The organism is Streptomyces sp. NPDC017943 (assembly GCF_044328425.1).
Taxonomy (GTDB): domain Bacteria; phylum Actinomycetota; class Actinomycetes; order Streptomycetales; family Streptomycetaceae; genus Streptomyces; species Streptomyces djakartensis_A.
In genome coordinates this window covers 1,091,309-1,108,319 of sequence record NZ_JBIRHH010000001.1, presented here as the reverse complement: position 1 = coordinate 1,108,319, position 17,011 = coordinate 1,091,309, and the positions used below count along the sequence as shown (strand labels likewise).

Genomic DNA, 17,011 nt, shown 5'->3' with positions numbered 1-17,011 from the left:
GTGGCTAGCTACTTCACCATTTCAACCACAAGCCCTATAGTCGCCCAGCGCGGGTATGCAAACGAGGGAGCAGCGGCTCGGCCACCAGGTAGTGAGCCGGGCCGTCCGAGGGCGACCACCGACGACCATCAGCGACCGACGATGACCACGACGGCAAGGTGTCCGTCGTGGTCATCTTCGCGCGTCTGCTCAGTTGGACCCACGCATCCAGCCACATCCGCGACCGCCATGGGTCGATCGGGACGGCCTGGCCCGTGTACCGGGGCCAGAAGTAGATGCTGCGCCACCACTGGCGCTCCTAGTGTTGCCTCACGGCGCAACTAGCGGGAGGGAACCGTGCAGGAGCACCTCAAGGCGCTTGAGCACGAGGAAGAGATCGTCTGGACGGAGGACATCGAGAAGTTCGACTACGTCCGACAGTCAGTCGCTCAGTCGGTCAAGACTCGTCAGCGTCCGGTCCCCTGGCGCGGCAACGGGCGACGGGTGGGCTACGCCGTACTTCGTGTCAATGCCCCGAGTGGTGCAGTGCCCGGCCACTTCGTTCGACGGGTCTTTTGGGTCAAGCAGCACGACAGGTCCGAGCAGCCGAATGGCATGTACCGGAGCTCCGCGCCAGCTGAGGCCGTCGACCCTCGCACCGTGGCTCCCGGGGTGTGGGGCGAGGTCACTGAGCGAGCGTGGGGAGCACCTGTGAACGAAGCCTAGGAGCGGGACGCTCTCAACGCTGCGGACGAGATGCGGACGGCATCGGTTTCGTTCTGTTTAGGTCACCGCTTCTCCGCAGGCCAGAAGAAGCGCAGAGGCGCCATCGTGTGGGGACTGTAAATCTGCCGGCTCAGCCTTCCCAGGTTCGAATCCTGGCGCCGCCACACATGAGGAAGCCCCTCTGGACTCAGTCCGGAGGGGCTTCTTCGCGTTGCACCACGGCAGGTCGGTGTGGCCTACGTCACTCATGCGCCCACGATCCCCGGAAGTACCGGACGCAGCAAAGGCGAGGAGTCCTGCTCCTCGCCACTCTCAACGTATAGCGCGAGGGGGCTCTTGCGGCAAGCCCCCCGTGTTGTCGGAGAATCCTCGGCCTGAAGCAGGAATGGGCGGAAAAGGGGGGTTCGCGTGTACGACGTGATCATCGTCGGTGGTGGGCCGACCGGCATGCTGCTGGCCGGGGAGCTGCGGCTGCACGGACTGGACGTCGTGGTGCTGGAGAAGCTGGCCGAGCCGACCGGGCAGGCCCGCGCGCTCGGCCTGCACGTCCGCAGCATCGAGATCCTGGACCAGCGCGGACTGCTGGAGCGTTTCCTGGCGCAGGGCAAGAAGATCGAGAACGGCGGCATCTTCGCCGGTCTGACCAAGCCGTGGCCGCAGCGGCTGGACACCGCGCACGGGTACATGCTCGGCATCCCGCAGACGGTCACCGAGCGGCTGCTGACCGAGCACGCCGCCGGGGCCGGTGCCGAGATCCGCCGCGCCTGCGAGCTGGTCGGACTGAGCCAGGACGAGGACGGTGTGACGGCCGAACTGTCCGGCGGCGCACGGCTGCGCTCACGCTGGCTCGTGGGCTGCGACGGCGGCCGCAGCACGGTGCGCAAGCTACTGGGCGTCGGCTTCCCCGGTGAGCCCAGCCGGACCGAGACGCTGCTGGGCGAGATGGAGCTGACCGCGTCGCCGGACGAGGTGGCGGCGGTGACGGCCGAGGTCCGAAAGACGCAGTTCCGGTTCGGCGCCATGCCGCTCGGGACGGGGACGTACCGGGTCATCGTGCCGGCGGAGGGAGTGGCCGAGGACCGTACAGCTCCACCGACCCTGGAGGAGTTCAGGCAGCAGCTGCGGGCGTACGGCGGCACCGACTTCGGGGCGCACGCACCGCGCTGGCTCTCCCGCTTCGGCGACGCGACGAGGCTGGCCGAGCGCTACCGCACCGGCCGCGTCCTGCTGGCCGGCGACGCCGCGCACATCCATCCGCCGACCGGCGGCCAGGGCCTCAACCTCGGCCTGCAGGACGCGTTCAACCTCGGCTGGAAACTCGCCGCACACGCACGCGGATGGGCGCCGGAGGGACTGCTCGACAGCTACCACCTGGAGCGCCACCCCGTGGCCGCCGCCGTACTGGACAACACCCGTGCGCAGATGCAGTTGCTGGCACCCGAGCCGGGCGCGCAGGCCGTGCGCCGGTTGCTGGCCGAACTCATGGACATCGAGGCGGTGAACCGGCACCTGATCGAGAAGGTCACGGCGATCTCCGTCCGCTATGACTTCGGCGCGGGCCACGACCTGCTCGGCCGGCGGCTGCGGGACGTGCGGCTGACCAACGGCCGCCTCTACGAGCGGATGCACGACGGCAGAGGACTGCTACTGGACCGGACCGGCGGCAAACTGTCCCCTGCGGGCTGGACGGACCGGGTCGGCCAGGTGGTCGACGGCGGTGCGGAACTCGACGTTCCCGCCGTGCTGTTGCGCCCGGACGGCCATGTGGCCTGGGTCGGTGAGGATCAACTCGGGCTGGAGGAACAGTTGCTGAGGTGGTTCGGCCCGGCTCTGCCCTGAGCCGGCCACGACGCGAGGACCAGACCACGACCGCCGGGCGGGGTGAGTGGCTCCTCGCCCCACCCGGCCCTTGTTCACCCGCCGACCCGCCCGCCGTCCCTGGCCGGTTCCTCCGGTACGGCCCGCGTCCCGCCCGCCGCCTGCTGCGCGCCGGCCGCCCCCGAACTCCCCATCCGCTGGCGGGGAATGAACGCGGCCACGGCGAACGCCAGCAGCGCGGCCCCTGCTCCGATGGCGAGGACGACCTTGAAGCCGTTCTCGGACGGCAGGACGGCCGGTCCGAAGGGGGTCGTGAGCTGCGCGAGGATCACCCCGGCCACCGCGCTCGCCGTCGACGTGCCGATGGACCGCATCAGCGTGTTGAGGCTGTTGGCGGCGCCCGTCTCCGAGGCCGGCACCGCGCCCATGATGAGCGCGGGCATCGCACCGTAGGTGAAGCCGATACCGGCTCCGATGACACACGTGACGAGCACGAAGTGCCACAGCTCGGACATGAGCACGATGTTCAGCCCGTAGCCCGCGGCCACGATCAGGGCGCCCACCATCAGCGTGCTCTTGGGGCCCTTGGCCTTGGACAGCGCGGCCGACACCGGTGCCGTGACCATCATCACCAGCCCCGACGGCGCCATCGTCAGCCCCGCCACCAGCAGTGACCTGCCCAGCCCGTAGCCGGTCGCCTCAGGCAACTGGAGGAGCTGCGGAATCACCAGGGACATCGCGAACATGGCGAACCCGACGGCGATGGAGGCGAGGTTGGTGACCAGGACCTGACGGCGTGCGGTGGTCCGCAGGTCGACCAGCGGCTCCTCCACCCGCAGCTCCCACCAGCCCCAGACCAGCAGGACGACCACGGCCGTCACGAACAGCCCGAGCGTGGTGCCGCTGCTCCATCCCCAGTCCGCGCCCTTGGAGACGGCCAGCAGCAGGGACACCAGCCCGGCCGCCATGCCGACGCCGCCGACCAGGTCGAAACGGCCGCCGGTGCGCACCCGCGACTCGGGCACGACGACCGGCACCAGCACCAGGGCGACCGTGCCCAGGACGGCCGAGGCCCAGAACAGCGCGTGCCAGTCGAAGGTGTCCGCGATCAGTGCGGCGGCGGGCAGCCCGAGAGCGCCGCCGACACCGAGCGAGGCGCTCATCAGGGCCGTTGCGGAGCCCAGCCGTTCGGCGGGCAACTCGTCCCGCATGATGCTGATGCCGAGCGGGATCACGCCGGACGCCAGCCCTTGCAGTGCCCGGCCGACGACCATCGGCGCGAGCGAGTCGCTGAGCGCGGCCGTCACCGATCCGGCCACCAGCATGACGAGGCTGACCAGCAGCATCCGGCGCTTGCCGTACATGTCGCCGAGTCGGCCGATCACCGGTGTGGCGACGGCGGCGGCGAGCAGCGTGGCGGTGACGGCCCACGCGGTGTCGGACGCGGGGGCGTTCAGCAGCCGGGGCAGGTCGGGGACGATCGGGATGACCAGGGTCTGCATCAGCGAGACCACGATCCCGCCGAAGGCCAGGGCCGCGACGACCGCGTCGGCCCGCGGCGCGGCGGATCTCCCGTCCTCGACGGGGCGGGACAGGGCTGAGGGCATGGCCGAGCCTCCATAAGCGTGCAGGGGGCAGCAGTGACCCGCACAAGCTAAGCCTATTGATTGACTTAAGCAACTGGATGGGTCGCGCGGGGCCCGCACAGCGAGGCGCCCTCCGGCGTGCACCGCGAGGCGCCCTCCGGCGTGCACCACGAAGCGCCCTCCGCAACGCGGCACACTGGCCCCATGTCCTCACGCCGCAGGTTCTGCCCCGAGTGCCGCCGCGAGATCGCCGTCGTCGCCGGGCGGTACGCGCGCCACGACCCGCCCGGAGCGCGCGAGCACGGCGAGCTCACCTCGTGCCCCGGCTCCCGCCGCCCGGCCCTCCCGGGCCCGGAGCAACCGTCCCTGGACGGTTACGTGGTCCCGGACTTCCCCGGCCAACTGCCCCTGTTCTGACGGCGCGAAGGCGTCACCCGCCGCAGCGGCCGCGACTGTCGCGACGGCCACCCGCCGCAGCAGCCGCGCCCACCCGAACCGTCAGTTCCCCGCCACCGACTTGACCGCCACCGACACCGGCGCGGATCCGCTGATCAGCTCCAGGGTCAGCCCGGCGGTCGCCGGGGTGTCGACCAGCTCCGCGAGCACCGCGGCCACGTCGTCGCGCGGGATCGGCCCCCGCCCCGTGCGGGCCTCCAGCCGCACCAGCCCGGTACCGGCGTCGTCCGTGAGCTGGCCGGGACGCAGGATCGTCCAGTCCAGGGCGTCCAGGCCGCGCACATGGGCGTCCGCCTCGCCCTTGGCGCGCAGGTAGACGTCGAAGATCTCGTCGCCCGCGTGATCCGGGTCGGCCCCCATGGACGACACGATCACGAACCGGCGTACGCCCGCCTGCACCGCCGCGTCCGCGAAGAGGACGGCCGCGTCCTTGTCGACCGTGCCCTTGCGGTTAACGCCGCTGCCGGGGCCCGCACCGGCCGCGAAGACCGCGGCGTCGGCGCCCCGCAGCCGCTCGGCGACCTCGTCGACGGACGCCGACTCCAGGTCGAGCACGACCGGTTCGGCACCCGCCTGCCGCAGATCGTCGGCCTGCTCGGCCTTGCGGATGATGCCCGCCACCTCGTCCCCGCGCGCGGCGAGCAACCGCTCCAGCCGCAACGCGATCTGACCATGACCACCAGCGATGACAATGCGCATGTCTTCGACCGTACGCCCGGACAGCCCCGTCCGCCGCACGACTTGACCGCACCCCCGCGCCCCACACCCCCGAGCCCTCGCACGCCCACACGCGCCCCGGGCTTCCTCGTCCCCCGTGCCCCGCCCCCTACGACACGTCCCCCCGCCCCTGACGCGGCAGTCCCAGTTCCACGGAACCGGTGGAACTGCAGTACTCCCGCACCGCGCTGGTACGCGCCACCACACGCCCCCGGTGCACGACCACACGGCTGTACGCGAGCGAGAGCGCCCCGGCCAGCCGGTCCCCACGCACCGCCAGCAACTCGGCCGGGAAACCGGCCTCCACCCGCACCTCGGGGAGCCCCAGCACGGCCCGCGCTGAGGAACTCACCGCCTCGTACGCCTCCTCCGGGGACAGCCCGTAGCGCGAGGCCAGCAGATAGGCCGCCTCCAGCGGGTCGCCGCGGCCCACGGGGTTCGAGACGTCCCGCAGGGCACCGCTCCCGGCCGCGACCCGCACCCCGGCCGCCCGCAGCAGCCGCACCGGCGCGGCGCCGCGGCGGTCCACACCGCCGCAGCCGCCCTGCGGCAGGCACACCACGGTCACGCCGGCCGCCGCCAACTGGTCGGCGGTCCGCGAGGCCACCTCGGACGGCAGCCGCCCCAGGTCACCGCAGGGGCTGAGCGTCACACCGGGGCGCAGCCCGCCCGCCATGGCGGCGAGCCGGGCCAGCCGGGCCGGGTCACCCGCGTCCGTGTGCAGGTCGACCGGGCAGCCGTGTTCGGAGGCGACCTCCAGGACCGCCTCCACGTAGCCCGTCGGATCGGGGTCGAGGTCGGGCCGGCCGCCCACCACCGAGGCGCCCATCTTCACCGCGTCCCGCAGCACCGCCAGCCCGTCGGCCCCGGCCACGCCGGTCAGCACCCGGGGCACCGCCACGGTCGTCAGCTCCGCGAGCCCCCGCAGTGCCCGGCCGGCCTGGAGCACGGCCGCCAGCGAGCCCAGCCCCTGGACGTCCCCCACGCGCACGTGCGCCCGCACCGCCGTCGCCCCGTGCCCGAGCTGGAGCAGCGCGGCCTCGGTGGCCCGGCGCTGGACGTCCTCGGGTTCGTACGAGACCGGGCCCTCGCTGTCGGCCGACAGGGCCGTGTCGGCGTGGGCGTGCGGTTCGGCCGGGGCGGGCAGGAGCAGATAGCCGCCGAGGTCCACCCGGGCCCCGCACGCGCGTGTGCCGCCGCCCGCCCGCAGGCTGCCCGCCGTGCCGACCGCCTCGATGCGCCCGCCGACCAGCTGCACGTCCACGGTCCGGCCGTCGGTGAGCCGCGCCCCGCACAGCAGCAGCGGCGCGGGACCGGTCGGGCCGGGTGAGGAGGACGGGGGAGGGGGCGGCTGCGGCCGGCTGTCGGGCATCGCACTCCAGGGGCTCGGGCTGCGCGCGGGAGGACGCGTGATCACGCAGAGTGAGACGAGCCTAGGGCGGCCTCCCGCCCGTGTCGGGGAGGAGCGCAATAGTCGTACCGGTGTGGTCCGCCGGGCCCTCGGCAGGCCGGCCCGTGTGGTCCGCCGCCATGGATCCGGGCGCGCACCGGCCGCCGGGAGGGCGGTCGGGGTGCAGGGGGCGGAAGCCTCGAAACGGATTTGGGCGAACGGCGGGCGACCGTGTAATGTCTTCATCGCTCGCCCCAATAGCTCAGTCGGCAGAGCGTCTCCATGGTAAGGAGAAGGTCAACGGTTCGATTCCGTTTTGGGGCTCTGGTGTGAGAGGTTCCCGTCGCAAGACGGGGTCCGATCGCATCACAGCGGTGTAGCTCAGTCGGTAGAGCAAGCGGCTCATAATCGCTGTGTCACCGGTTCAAGTCCGGTCACCGCTACTGACAGTAGCCGATTGCGGGGTCGGTCCTTCAATCGGCTACTCTTTCCTGCGTTAATACCATCAATCCGTTCGTCAAGGAGCACTCACGTGGCTGCCACCGACGTCCGCCCGAAGATCACGCTGGCCTGCGTGGAGTGCAAGGAGCGGAACTACATCACCAAGAAGAACCGGCGTAACAACCCGGACCGTCTTGAGATGAAGAAGCACTGCCCGCGTTGCAACGCGCACACCGCGCACCGCGAAACGCGATAAAACAGGCTCGTACACGAGGCCGTTCCCGAGTGATCGGGGGCGGCCTCGCGTCGTTGTACGACTCGTACCGGTCAGCAGAGCAACCAGGAGGTACCGGGCCATGGCGCTCGACCAGTCCTTCGTGGGGCGGACGTACCCGCCCACAGCGCCCTACGAGGTGGGCCGCGAGAAGATCCGTGAGTTCGCCGAGGCGGTCGGGGACGCCAACCCGGCGTACACGGACGCGGAGGCCGCCAAGGCGCTCGGTCACCCGGACGTGATCGCCCCGCCGACCTTCGTCTTCGCGATCACCTTCAAGGCCGCGGGCGAGGTCGTGCAGGACCCGCAGCTCGGCCTGGACTACAGCCGCGTCGTGCACGGCGACCAGAAGTTCGCCTACCGCCGCCCGGTGCGCGCCGGGGACCGGCTCACGGTCACCTCGACCATCGAGGCGATCAAGTCCCTCGCGGGCAACGACATCCTGGACATCCGCGGCGAGGTCCACGACGAGGCCGGCGAGCACGTCGTGACCGCCTGGACCAAGCTCGTGGCCCGCGCGGCCGAGGAGGCGTGAGCGATCCCATGACGGCGAAGATCTCCTGGTCCGACGTCGAGGTCGGCACCGAACTGCCCGCCCGGACCTTCCCCGTGACCCGCGCCACCCTCGTGCAGTACGCGGGTGCCTCCGGTGACTTCAACCCGATCCACTGGAACGAGAAGTTCGCCCGGGAGGTCGGCCTGCCGGACGTTATCGCGCACGGCATGTTCACCATGGCCGAGGCGATCCGCGTCGTCACGGACTGGGCCGGCGACCCGGGCGCGGTCGTCGAGTACGGCGTGCGCTTCACCAAGCCGGTCGTCGTGCCGAACGACGACCGCGGCGCCGAGATCGAGGTCAGCGGCAAGGTCGCGGCCAAGCTCGACGACAACACGGTCCGCGTCGACCTGACGGCGACCAGCGCCGGGCAGAAGGTCCTGGGCATGTCCCGGGCGGTCGTACGACTGGCCTGAGCGCAGAAGAGTGCAGGTGAGGGGCGCTTCCCACCGGGGGCGCCCCTCTGCCGTCTCCCGGGCCGCAACCGACCGACCGCCTTCTCTTGACTTGGTTAGTGATTGAGCACTAACTTCGTATGCATGGCCAGGATGAGTGCGGAAGAGCGGCGCGAGAGCGTCATCCGGGCGGCGACGACCGAGTTCGCCCGGGGTGGCTACCACGGCACCTCGACCGAGGCGATCGCCCGGCGGGTCGGCGTCTCCCAGCCCTATCTCTTCCGGCTGTTCCCCGGCAAGAAGGCGATCTTCCTCGCGGCGGTCGAACGCTGCATCGAGGACACCATCCGCACCTTCGAGGAGGCCTCGCGGGGTCTCCACGGAGAAGAGGCCCTGCACGCCATGGGCAACGCGTACACCAAGGTCATCGAGGAGCGCCCCGAGCGGCTCATGATGCAGATGCAGATGTACGTGGCCGTGAAGGCCGCCGAGGAGGAGGGCGACCACGAGTTCGGTGAGTCGGTGCGCGACGGCTGGATGCGGCTGTGGGACACCGTGCACGTGCCGCTCGGTGCCGACGCCGGTGAGACGACGGTCTTCATGGCGTACGGGATGCTCATCAACTGCCTGGTGGCCATGGGATTTCCGGCCGGGCACCGCGTCTGGGAGGGCATGTACCCCTCGGTGCGCGCCACGGGCCGGCCGGAGCACTGACCGGGAAGGACGAGGAGTCGGCGCCTTCCTGTGACCGCGAAAGTTAGTAATCAATAACTAATTGATCAACGCGCGATTCGTTCTTGGGGGAGCGATGTCACAGCAGACCGCACGTCGCGGGGGAGCCGGCTGGGCCCTCGTCATCACCAGCGTCGCCGGATTCATGGCGGCCCTCGACAACCTCGTCGTCACCACCGCCCTGCCCTCCATCCGCGAGGACCTCGGCGGCGGACTGCACGACCTGGAATGGACCGTGAGCGCCTACACGCTCACCTTCGCCGTCCTGCTGATGTTCGGCGCGGCCCTCGGTGACCGCTTCGGCCGCAGGCGCCTCTTCATCGCAGGCCTCACCGTCTTCACCGGAGCGTCGGCCGCCGCCGCCATGGCACCGGGCATCGACTCCCTGATCGCCGCCCGCGCGGTCCAGGGCGCGGGCGCGGCGGTGATGATGCCGCTGACGCTCACCCTGCTGACCGCCGCCGTGCCCGCCGCCAAGCGCGGCATGGCCTACGGCATATGGGGCGCCGTCAACGGCCTCGCCGTCGCCTCCGGACCACTGGTCGGCGGCACCCTCACCGAGCACATCTCCTGGCAGTGGATCTTCTGGCTGAACGTCCCGCTCGGCCTGGCCCTGCTTCCCCTGGCCCGCCTCCGCCTCGCCGAGTCCCACGGCACCGGCGCCCCGCTCGACGTCCCGGGCACCCTGCTCGCCAGCGGCGGCCTGTTCGGCGTCGTCTACGGCCTGGTGCGGGGGCCCGCCGACGGCTGGACCTCGTCCCTGGTCCTGACCGGGCTGGTCGCGGGCGGAGCCCTGCTCGTCGCCTTCGTCCTCTACAGCACGCGCGCCAAGAACCCGATGCTGCCGATGCGGCTGTTCCGCTCGCGGGCGTTCTCCGGCATCAACGCGGCGAGCCTGCTGATGTTCCTCGGCATGTTCGGCTCGATCTTCCTGCTCAGCCAGTACATGCAGGGCGTCCTCGGCTACTCGCCCACCGAGGCGGGTCTGAGGATGCTGCCCTGGACCGGCATGCCGATGCTGGTCGCCCCGCTCGCCGGCATCATGGCCGACCGCATCGGCGGCCGCCCGGTCGTCGCCACCGGACTGTTCCTCCAGGCTCTGGGCCTGGGCTACATGTCGGTCGTGGCCACCACGGACGCCTCCTACACCGCGCAGCTGCCCGCCCTGATCATCAGCGGCGTCGGCATGGCCCTGTTCTTCGCCCCCGCCTCCCACCTGGTGATGTCCAGCGTCCGACCGCAGGAGCAGGGCATCGCCTCCGGCGCCAACAACGCCATGCGGGAGGTCGGCGGAGCGCTCGGTGTCGCCGTGATGGCCTCGATCTTCGCGGCCCAGGGCGGCTACGAGACCGGCCAGACCTTCGTCGACGGCATGCGCCCCGCCCTGGTCACCGGCTCCGCGGTGGTCGCCCTGGCAGGCGTCGCCGCCCTGCTGATCCCGACCCGCCGCCGGACCGAACGGCAGGCCGCACCCGCCGAACCCGAACCGGTGCTCGAGACGGCCTCCCACTGACCCCGCACGGACCCGACAAGGAGAAGCGGCCATGCCGACCCTTCCCTGGACCGTCCCGCACACCCCGCCACCCGGCACCGAGGTGTACGTCTTCGCCTCCCGCTTCGAGACCCGCACCCTGTGGGGAGCGCTCAGGTTCCTCGCCGGAACGCCCGGCGTGTGGCGGCAGATCCGCCGCAGCCCCGGCGCCTACGGGGCGACCCTGCGGGCGAGGCCGCTGAAGCGGACCTTCTGGACCCTGTCGGCCTGGGAGTCCAAGGACGCCCTGCACAGCTTCGCCCGCGCGGGCGCACACGGACCGGCCTCCCAGGGCCTGGCCCCGCGGATGAAGGACTCCGCCTTCACCGCCTGGCAGGCGAACAGCGACGACCTGCCCGTCACCTGGCCCGAGGCGCTCCGCCGGCTGCCCTGACGACCACCACGCGTGCGTGCGGCCCCGTTCCCCGCGGAACGGGGCCGCACGCACGCGTGCCCGACCCTCTCGGCGCCGTCTCGTAGTCTTGGGCCCGTGCAGGAACTCCACGACGCCCCCCTCGCCCCCCTGACCACCTTCCGGCTGGGCGGCCCCGCGACCCGGCTGGTCACCGCCACCACCGACGACGAAGTGATCGCCGCCGTCCGTGAAGCGGACGAGACGGGCACCCCGCTGCTGGTCATCGGCGGCGGGTCGAACCTGGTCATCGGCGACAAGGGCTTCGACGGCACCGCCCTCGTCATCGCCACGAAGGGCTTCTCCCTCGACGGCACCACCCTGGAACTGGCCGCCGGCGAGGTGTGGACCGACGCGGTCGCCCGCACGGTGGAGGCGGGCCTGGCCGGCATCGAGTGCCTGGCCGGCATCCCCGGCTCGGCCGGTGCGACGCCGATCCAGAACGTGGGGGCGTACGGGCAGGAGGTCTCCGCCACGATCACCGAGGTCGTCGCGTACGACCGCCGCACCGGCGAGACGGTCACCCTCTCCAACGAGGAGTGCGCCTTCTCCTACCGCCACAGCCGCTTCAAGTCCGACCCCGAGCACTACGTCGTCCTGCGCGTCCGCTTCGCCCTGGAGGACGCCGAGGGCCTCTCCGCCCCGCTCCGCTACGCCGAGACGGCCCGCGCCCTCGGGGTGGAACCGGGCGACCGCGTGCCCCTCGCACAGGCCCGTGAGACGGTGCTCAAGCTGCGCGCCGGCAAGGGCATGGTCCTGGACCCCGAGGACCACGACACCTGGTCGGCGGGCTCCTTCTTCACCAACCCGATCCTCACGGACGCCGACTTCGAGACGTTCCGCGCCCGGGTGCGCGACCGGCTCGGCGACGGGGCCGAGCCGCCCGCCTACCCGGCCGGCGAGGGCCGCACCAAGACCTCCGCCGCCTGGCTGATCGACAAGGCCGGCTTCACGAAGGGCTACGGCGAGGGCCCGGCCCGCATCTCCACGAAGCACACCCTGGCCCTCACCAACCGGGGCAGCGCGACCACCGAGGATCTCCTGGCCCTGGCCCGCGAGGTCGTGGCAGGAGTCCACGAGGCGTTCGGCATCACCCTGGTCAACGAGCCGGTGACCGTCGGGGTCAGCCTGTAGGCACGGGGCGCTGCTACCGAGGCCCGGTGGGCCCGCAACCCGGCGTCGCGACGAGCACGGCGTCGATGCTGAAGCCCGGTAGGCCCGCAACCCGGCGTATCGGGGTGCCGCCGCGCCCACCCTCCCCCAAGCGCTCGGCTTCGCTCGAGCAGGGGGGACCCCCATCGCCCTCAGCGGCACGCATGCCCGCGGTGAGGCGGGGGCCGGCGCAGCAGGTGCGCGGCGTCGATGCCGAGGCCGGGTGGGTCCGCAGCCCGGCGTAGCGGCGGGCACGGCGTCGATGCCGAGGCGGGGTAGGTCCGCAGCCCGGCGTAGCGGGGTGCCGCCGCGCCCACCCGTGCCGCCCTTAGCGGCACGCATGCCCGCGGGGAGGAGCGGGCCGGCGCAGCAGGTGCGCGGCGTCGATGCCGAGGCCGGGTGGGTCCGCAGCCCGGCGGAGCGGGGTGAGGCCGCGCCCACCCTCCCCCAAGCTCTCGGCTTCGCTCGAGCAGGGGGGACCCCCATCGCCCTCAGCGGCACGCATGCCCGCGGGGAGAGGACCGCGACCCGGCAGGTGCGCGGCGTCGACGCCGAGGCCGGGTAGGTCCGCAGCTGGGGCGGCGCGCACCCGCCATGCCACGCAAGGGGACGTGTCGGGGGGTGTCCGCCCGCAGCTGGTTGGCGCGTCGACGGACAGTGAGTCGGTGTGAGACCCCATCGCGCCGTTCCGAGGACGGACACCCCCCGGCGCGGCCCCGACCCACCACCGCCGGAAGGCGAAGCCACGGTCAGCCGGCCAGCCAGTCGTCCACCCCCGCCAGCAGCTTCGCCTTCACGTCCTCCGGCGCCGCCGACCCCCGCACGGACTGCCGGGCCACCTCCGCCAGCTCCGCGTCCGTGAACCCGTGGTGCTGCCGCGCGATCTCGTACTGCGCCGCCAGGCGCGAGCCGAACAGCAGGGGATCGTCCGCGCCCAGCGCCAACGGCACACCCGCCTCGAACAACGTCCGCAGCGGCACGTCCTCCGGCTTCTCGTACACCCCCAGCGCCACGTTCGACGCCGGGCACACCTCGCACGTCACCCCCCGGTCGGCCAGCCGCTTCAGCAACCGGGGATCCTCCGCCGCCCGGACCCCGTGCCCGACCCGGCTCGCCCCCAGGTCGTCCAGGCAGTCCCGCACCGACGACGGACCGGCCAGCTCGCCGCCGTGCGGGGCGGACAGCAGCCCGGCCTCCCGCGCGATCGCGAACGCCCGGTCGAAGTCCCGGGCCATGCCCCGCCGCTCGTCGTTGGAGAGCCCGAACCCGACGACGCCCTGGTCCGCGTAGCGCACCGCCAGCCGGGCCAGCGTGCGCGCGTCCAGCGGGTGCTTCATCCGGTTCGCGGCGACCAGCACCCGCATCCCGAGCCCGGTCTCCCGCGACGTCGTCTCCACCGCGTCCAGGATGATCTCCAGCGCCGGGATCAGCCCGCCCAGCCGCGGCGCGTACGACGTCGGGTCGACCTGGATCTCCAGCCACCCCGACCCGTCCCGCAGGTCCTCCTCCGCGGCCTCGCGCACCAGCCGCTGGATGTCCTCCGGCTCCCGCAGGCACGAGCGCGCCGCGTCATACAGCCGCTGGAAGCGGAACCAGCCCCGCTCGTCCGTCGCCCGCAGGCTCGGCGGTTCCCCGGAGGTCAGCGCCTCGCTCAGCGCGTCGGGCAGCCGCACCCCGTACTTGTCGGCCAGTTCCAGCACGGTCGAGGGGCGCATGGACCCGGTGAAGTGCAGGTGCAGGTGGGCTTTCGGCAGCTCAGAGACATCACGTACACGCTCCATCCAAAGATCCTGCCGTACACCTCAGCTGCCCCGGTAGCGGTTTCCCCGAACGTGGTCTTGCTCGCACGGGCAGACGAAGAAAGCGGGCCGCTCCCCGCAAGGGGAACGGCCCGCCACCGCCTCACGTGAGGCGCAGGTCAGTCCCGCGCCTCCGCCAGCAGCTTCTGGATCCGGCTGACGCCCTCGACGAGATCCTCGTCACCCAGCGCGTACGACAGCCGCAGGTACCCCGGGGTGCCGAACGCCTCACCCGGGACGACCGCGACCTCGGCCTCCTCCAGGATCAGCGCGGCCAGCTCGACCGTGTCCTTGGGACGCCTGCCGCGGATCTCCTTGCCCACCAGGGCCTTCACCGAGGGGTAGGCGTAGAACGCGCCCTCCGGCTCCGGGCACAGCACGCCGTCGATCTCGTTGAGCATCCGCACGATGGTCTTGCGGCGGCGGTCGAACGCCTCCCGCATCTTCGCCACGGCGACCAGGTCGCCGGAGACGGCGGCGAGCGCGGCGGCCTGGGCCACGTTGGACACGTTGGACGTGGCGTGCGACTGAAGGTTCGTCGCGGCCTTGACGACGTCCTTCGGGCCGATGATCCACCCCACGCGCCAGCCGGTCATCGCGTACGTCTTGGCGACACCGTTGACCACGATGCACTTGTCGCGCAGCTCGGGCAGGACCGCCGGCAGCGACACGGCGGAGGCGTCGCCGTAGACGAGGTGCTCGTAGATCTCGTCGGTCAGCACCCACAGGCCGTGCTCCACGGCCCAGCGGCCGATGGCCTCCGTCTCGTGCTCGCTGTAGACGGCGCCGGTCGGGTTCGACGGCGAGACGAAGAGCACGACCTTCGTCTTCTCCGTACGGGCCGCCTCCAGCTGCTCGACGGTCACCCGGTAGCCGGTCGTCTCGTCGGCGACGACCTCCACCGGGACGCCCCCGGCCAGCCGGATCGACTCCGGGTAGGTCGTCCAGTACGGCGCGGGCACGATGACCTCGTCGCCCGGGTCGAGGATCGCGGCGAAGGCCTCGTAGATGGCCTGCTTGCCGCCGTTGGTGACGAGGATCTGCGACGGGTCGACCTCGTAGCCCGAGTCGCGCAGCGTCTTCGCGGCGATCGCGGCCTTCAGCTCGGGCAGGCCGCCGGCCGGCGTGTACCGGTGGAACTTCGGGTTCTTGCAGGCCTCGATCGCGGCTTCGACGATGTAGTCCGGGGTCGGGAAGTCGGGCTCACCGGCGCCGAAGCCGATCACCGGACGCCCGGCGGCCTTGAGGGCCTTGGCCTTGGCGTCCACGGCGAGGGTGGCGGACTCGGAGATCGCGCCGACTCGGGCGGAGACCCGGCGCTCGGTGGGAGGGGTTGCAGCGCTCATGCGCCCCATCGTTTCAGACAGGAAACGCGCGCGGCACGGGGGTTTCACAGACTGAACAACCCGGGGAAACGCCTGAACACCAGTCCGGATCGGCCACGCCGCCAGGGGCGATCTTCGGCCGACGTCCCCGGTCCCGGCCCCCGCTTCCCGGGCGATCTTCCGCCAACGACCCCTGCCTCGCGTCCTTTCTGTTCGACGCCCGGCCGCGGACCACGTACACTCTCACCTCGTTGGCCTCCGCAGGCCGCGCTCGTCCGGTGCACACCTGGCATCCGGACGGATGCGGTACGTTGGGGGACACAAAGGGTCGTAGCTCAATTGGTAGAGCACTGGTCTCCAAAACCAGCGGTTGGGGGTTCAAGTCCCTCCGGCCCTGCTACACACTCCATCGCCAGGATGTGTGCGCATGTACGTACAGCAATGCACCGCCGTGCGGCTCAGACCGGGCGCGGCACGGCCACGACCCGGAATCAGGTGAGGACGAGTGACGGACGCCGTGGGCTCCATCGACATGCCTGATGCCCAGGACGAGGCGCCGGAGTCCAAGAAGACGCGCAAGGGCGGCAAGCGCGGCAAGAAGGGCCCGCTGAAGCGCCTGGCCCTCTTCTACCGCCAGATCGTCGCAGAGCTGCGCAAGGTCGTCTGGCCCACGCGCAACCAGCTGACGACGTACACGACCGTGGTGATCGTCTTCGTCGTCATCATGATCGGGCTGGTCACCGTGATCGACTACGGGCTCAGCAACGCCGCCAAGTACGTGTTCGGCTGAGCAGCCAGCGAAGAGCGCCGAGGTACCCGGCGCTCCTTTCGCATGTTCCACCCCTATGTATCCAGGAAGAAGCAGCCACCGTGTCTGACCCGAACGTGAACGACGCCATCGAGCCTGTCGAGTCCGTCGAGGACGAGCTCGACACCGTCGAGGGCGCGGACAGCGAGGACACCGAGGCCTCCGCCGAGGTCGAGGCTGCCGACGCCGTCGCGGACGACGACGCCGCCGAGGCGGAGACCGAGACCGGTGAAGAGGTCGCGGCCGAGGCCGAGGAAGAGTCCGAGGCGGAACCCGAGGACGACCGCGACCCGATCGAGAAGCTCCGCGAGGAGCTGCGCGTCCTGCCCGGCGAGTGGTACGTCATCCACACCTACGCCGGCTACGAGAACCGCGTGAAGACCAACCTCGAGCAGCGCGCCGTCTCGCTGAACGTCGAGGACTACATCTTCCAGGCCGAGGTGCCGCAGGAAGAGGTCGTCCAGATCAAGAACGGCGACCGCAAGACGATCAAGCAGAACAAGCTCCCGGGCTACGTCCTCGTCCGCATGGACCTGACGAACGAGTCCTGGGGCGTCGTCCGCAACACCCCCGGCGTCACCGGCTTCGTGGGCAACGCCTACGACCCGTACCCGCTGACCCTGGACGAGATCGTCAAGATGCTCGCCCCGGAGGCCGAGGAGAAGGCCGCCCGCGAGGCCGCCGAGGCCGAGGGCAAGCCGGCCCCGCAGCGCAAGGTCGAGGTCCAGGTGCTGGACTTCGAGGTCGGCGACTCGGTCACCGTCACCGACGGCCCGTTCGCCACGCTGCAGGCGACCATCAACGAGATCAACCCGGACTCGAAGAAGGTCAAGGGCCTCGTCGAGATCTTCGGCCGCGAGACGCCGGTCGAGCTCTCCTTCGACCAGATCCAGAAGAACTAGTTTCTTCCGGAC

Annotated in this window: 17 protein-coding genes and 3 tRNA genes; 15 read left to right on the top strand and 5 right to left on the bottom strand. The window is 71.4% G+C overall.

What is annotated here, in order from left to right; all coding sequences use genetic code 11:
- Positions 1-336 precede the first annotated feature (336 nt).
- Both ACH4C6_RS04950 and rox read left to right on the top strand, forming a co-directional pair.
- Entirely contained in the window at positions 337-705 is a 369-nt protein-coding gene (locus ACH4C6_RS04950) for a DUF6009 family protein (RefSeq protein ID WP_398107064.1), read from the top strand.
- A 408-nt stretch (positions 706-1,113) separates the two neighbouring features.
- Positions 1,114-2,544 carry a rifampin monooxygenase gene (rox, locus tag ACH4C6_RS04945; RefSeq protein ID WP_398107063.1) on the top strand — a complete coding sequence of 477 codons (1,431 nt, stop codon included), beginning with the start codon at positions 1,114-1,116 and terminating at the stop codon, positions 2,542-2,544.
- A gap of 74 nt (positions 2,545-2,618) precedes the next feature.
- Here rox and ACH4C6_RS04940 read toward each other — a convergent pair whose 3' ends face one another.
- Positions 2,619-4,130 carry an MFS transporter gene (locus ACH4C6_RS04940; RefSeq protein ID WP_398107062.1) on the bottom strand — a complete coding sequence of 504 codons (1,512 nt, stop codon included), beginning with the start codon at positions 4,128-4,130 and terminating at the stop codon, positions 2,619-2,621.
- A gap of 183 nt (positions 4,131-4,313) precedes the next feature.
- On the opposite strand from ACH4C6_RS04940, the gene ACH4C6_RS04935 reads away from it, so the two are divergent.
- Positions 4,314-4,526, top strand: a complete 213-nt coding sequence (locus ACH4C6_RS04935) for a hypothetical protein (protein ID WP_398107061.1) — start codon at positions 4,314-4,316, stop codon at positions 4,524-4,526.
- Between the two features lie 81 nt (positions 4,527-4,607).
- On the opposite strand, the gene ACH4C6_RS04930 is transcribed toward ACH4C6_RS04935, so the two are convergent.
- Entirely contained in the window at positions 4,608-5,264 is a 657-nt protein-coding gene (locus ACH4C6_RS04930; RefSeq protein WP_398107060.1) for an SDR family oxidoreductase, read from the bottom strand.
- Between the two features lie 127 nt (positions 5,265-5,391).
- A complete protein-coding gene (locus ACH4C6_RS04925) occupies positions 5,392-6,654 on the bottom strand; it encodes an amidohydrolase family protein (protein ID WP_398107059.1) in 1,263 nt (420 codons plus the stop codon).
- 269 nt (positions 6,655-6,923) lie between these two features.
- Here ACH4C6_RS04925 and ACH4C6_RS04920 point away from each other — a divergent pair.
- From ACH4C6_RS04920 to ACH4C6_RS04880, 9 genes are all read left to right on the top strand, one after another.
- A tRNA-Thr gene (locus ACH4C6_RS04920) sits at positions 6,924-6,996 on the top strand.
- 46 nt (positions 6,997-7,042) lie between these two features.
- A tRNA-Met gene (locus ACH4C6_RS04915) sits at positions 7,043-7,115 on the top strand.
- Between the two features lie 89 nt (positions 7,116-7,204).
- The gene (gene rpmG, locus ACH4C6_RS04910) at positions 7,205-7,369 is read left to right on the top strand and encodes a 50S ribosomal protein L33 (protein WP_003948671.1); all 165 of its coding nucleotides are present in this window, start codon (positions 7,205-7,207) and stop codon (positions 7,367-7,369) included.
- A gap of 100 nt (positions 7,370-7,469) precedes the next feature.
- Positions 7,470-7,922, top strand: coding sequence for a MaoC family dehydratase N-terminal domain-containing protein (locus tag ACH4C6_RS04905; RefSeq protein WP_369195954.1), 453 nt, complete (start codon positions 7,470-7,472; stop codon positions 7,920-7,922).
- 8 nt (positions 7,923-7,930) lie between these two features.
- Entirely contained in the window at positions 7,931-8,359 is a 429-nt protein-coding gene (locus tag ACH4C6_RS04900; RefSeq protein WP_398107133.1) for a MaoC family dehydratase, read from the top strand.
- 123 nt (positions 8,360-8,482) lie between these two features.
- Complete coding sequence (locus ACH4C6_RS04895; protein WP_398107058.1) at positions 8,483-9,052, top strand: TetR/AcrR family transcriptional regulator; 570 nt, start codon at positions 8,483-8,485, stop codon at positions 9,050-9,052.
- A gap of 94 nt (positions 9,053-9,146) precedes the next feature.
- Positions 9,147-10,583: an MFS transporter gene (locus ACH4C6_RS04890; protein ID WP_398107057.1), complete on the top strand. Its 1,437-nt coding sequence runs from the start codon at positions 9,147-9,149 to the stop codon at positions 10,581-10,583.
- A 31-nt stretch (positions 10,584-10,614) separates the two neighbouring features.
- A complete protein-coding gene (locus ACH4C6_RS04885; RefSeq protein WP_398107056.1) occupies positions 10,615-10,995 on the top strand; it encodes a DUF3291 domain-containing protein in 381 nt (126 codons plus the stop codon).
- Between the two features lie 96 nt (positions 10,996-11,091).
- The gene (locus tag ACH4C6_RS04880; RefSeq protein ID WP_398107055.1) at positions 11,092-12,147 is read left to right on the top strand and encodes a UDP-N-acetylmuramate dehydrogenase; all 1,056 of its coding nucleotides are present in this window, start codon (positions 11,092-11,094) and stop codon (positions 12,145-12,147) included.
- 767 nt (positions 12,148-12,914) lie between these two features.
- Here the strand turns inward: ACH4C6_RS04880 and ACH4C6_RS04875 are convergent.
- Positions 12,915-13,946 carry an adenosine deaminase gene (locus ACH4C6_RS04875; RefSeq protein ID WP_398107054.1) on the bottom strand — a complete coding sequence of 344 codons (1,032 nt, stop codon included), beginning with the start codon at positions 13,944-13,946 and terminating at the stop codon, positions 12,915-12,917.
- 137 nt (positions 13,947-14,083) lie between these two features.
- Positions 14,084-15,310, bottom strand: coding sequence for a pyridoxal phosphate-dependent aminotransferase (locus tag ACH4C6_RS04870; protein WP_398107053.1), 1,227 nt, complete (start codon positions 15,308-15,310; stop codon positions 14,084-14,086).
- 303 nt (positions 15,311-15,613) lie between these two features.
- Here ACH4C6_RS04870 and ACH4C6_RS04865 point away from each other — a divergent pair.
- The 3 genes from ACH4C6_RS04865 to nusG all read left to right on the top strand — a co-directional run bounded on the left by ACH4C6_RS04865 (position 15,614) and on the right by nusG (position 16,999).
- Positions 15,614-15,686, top strand: a tRNA-Trp gene (locus ACH4C6_RS04865).
- A 108-nt stretch (positions 15,687-15,794) separates the two neighbouring features.
- The gene (secE, locus tag ACH4C6_RS04860) at positions 15,795-16,079 is read left to right on the top strand and encodes a preprotein translocase subunit SecE (protein WP_185012667.1); all 285 of its coding nucleotides are present in this window, start codon (positions 15,795-15,797) and stop codon (positions 16,077-16,079) included.
- Positions 16,080-16,159: 80 nt separating this feature from the next.
- Complete coding sequence (nusG, locus tag ACH4C6_RS04855; RefSeq protein WP_398107052.1) at positions 16,160-16,999, top strand: transcription termination/antitermination protein NusG; 840 nt, start codon at positions 16,160-16,162, stop codon at positions 16,997-16,999.
- Positions 17,000-17,011: the final 12 nt, after the last annotated feature.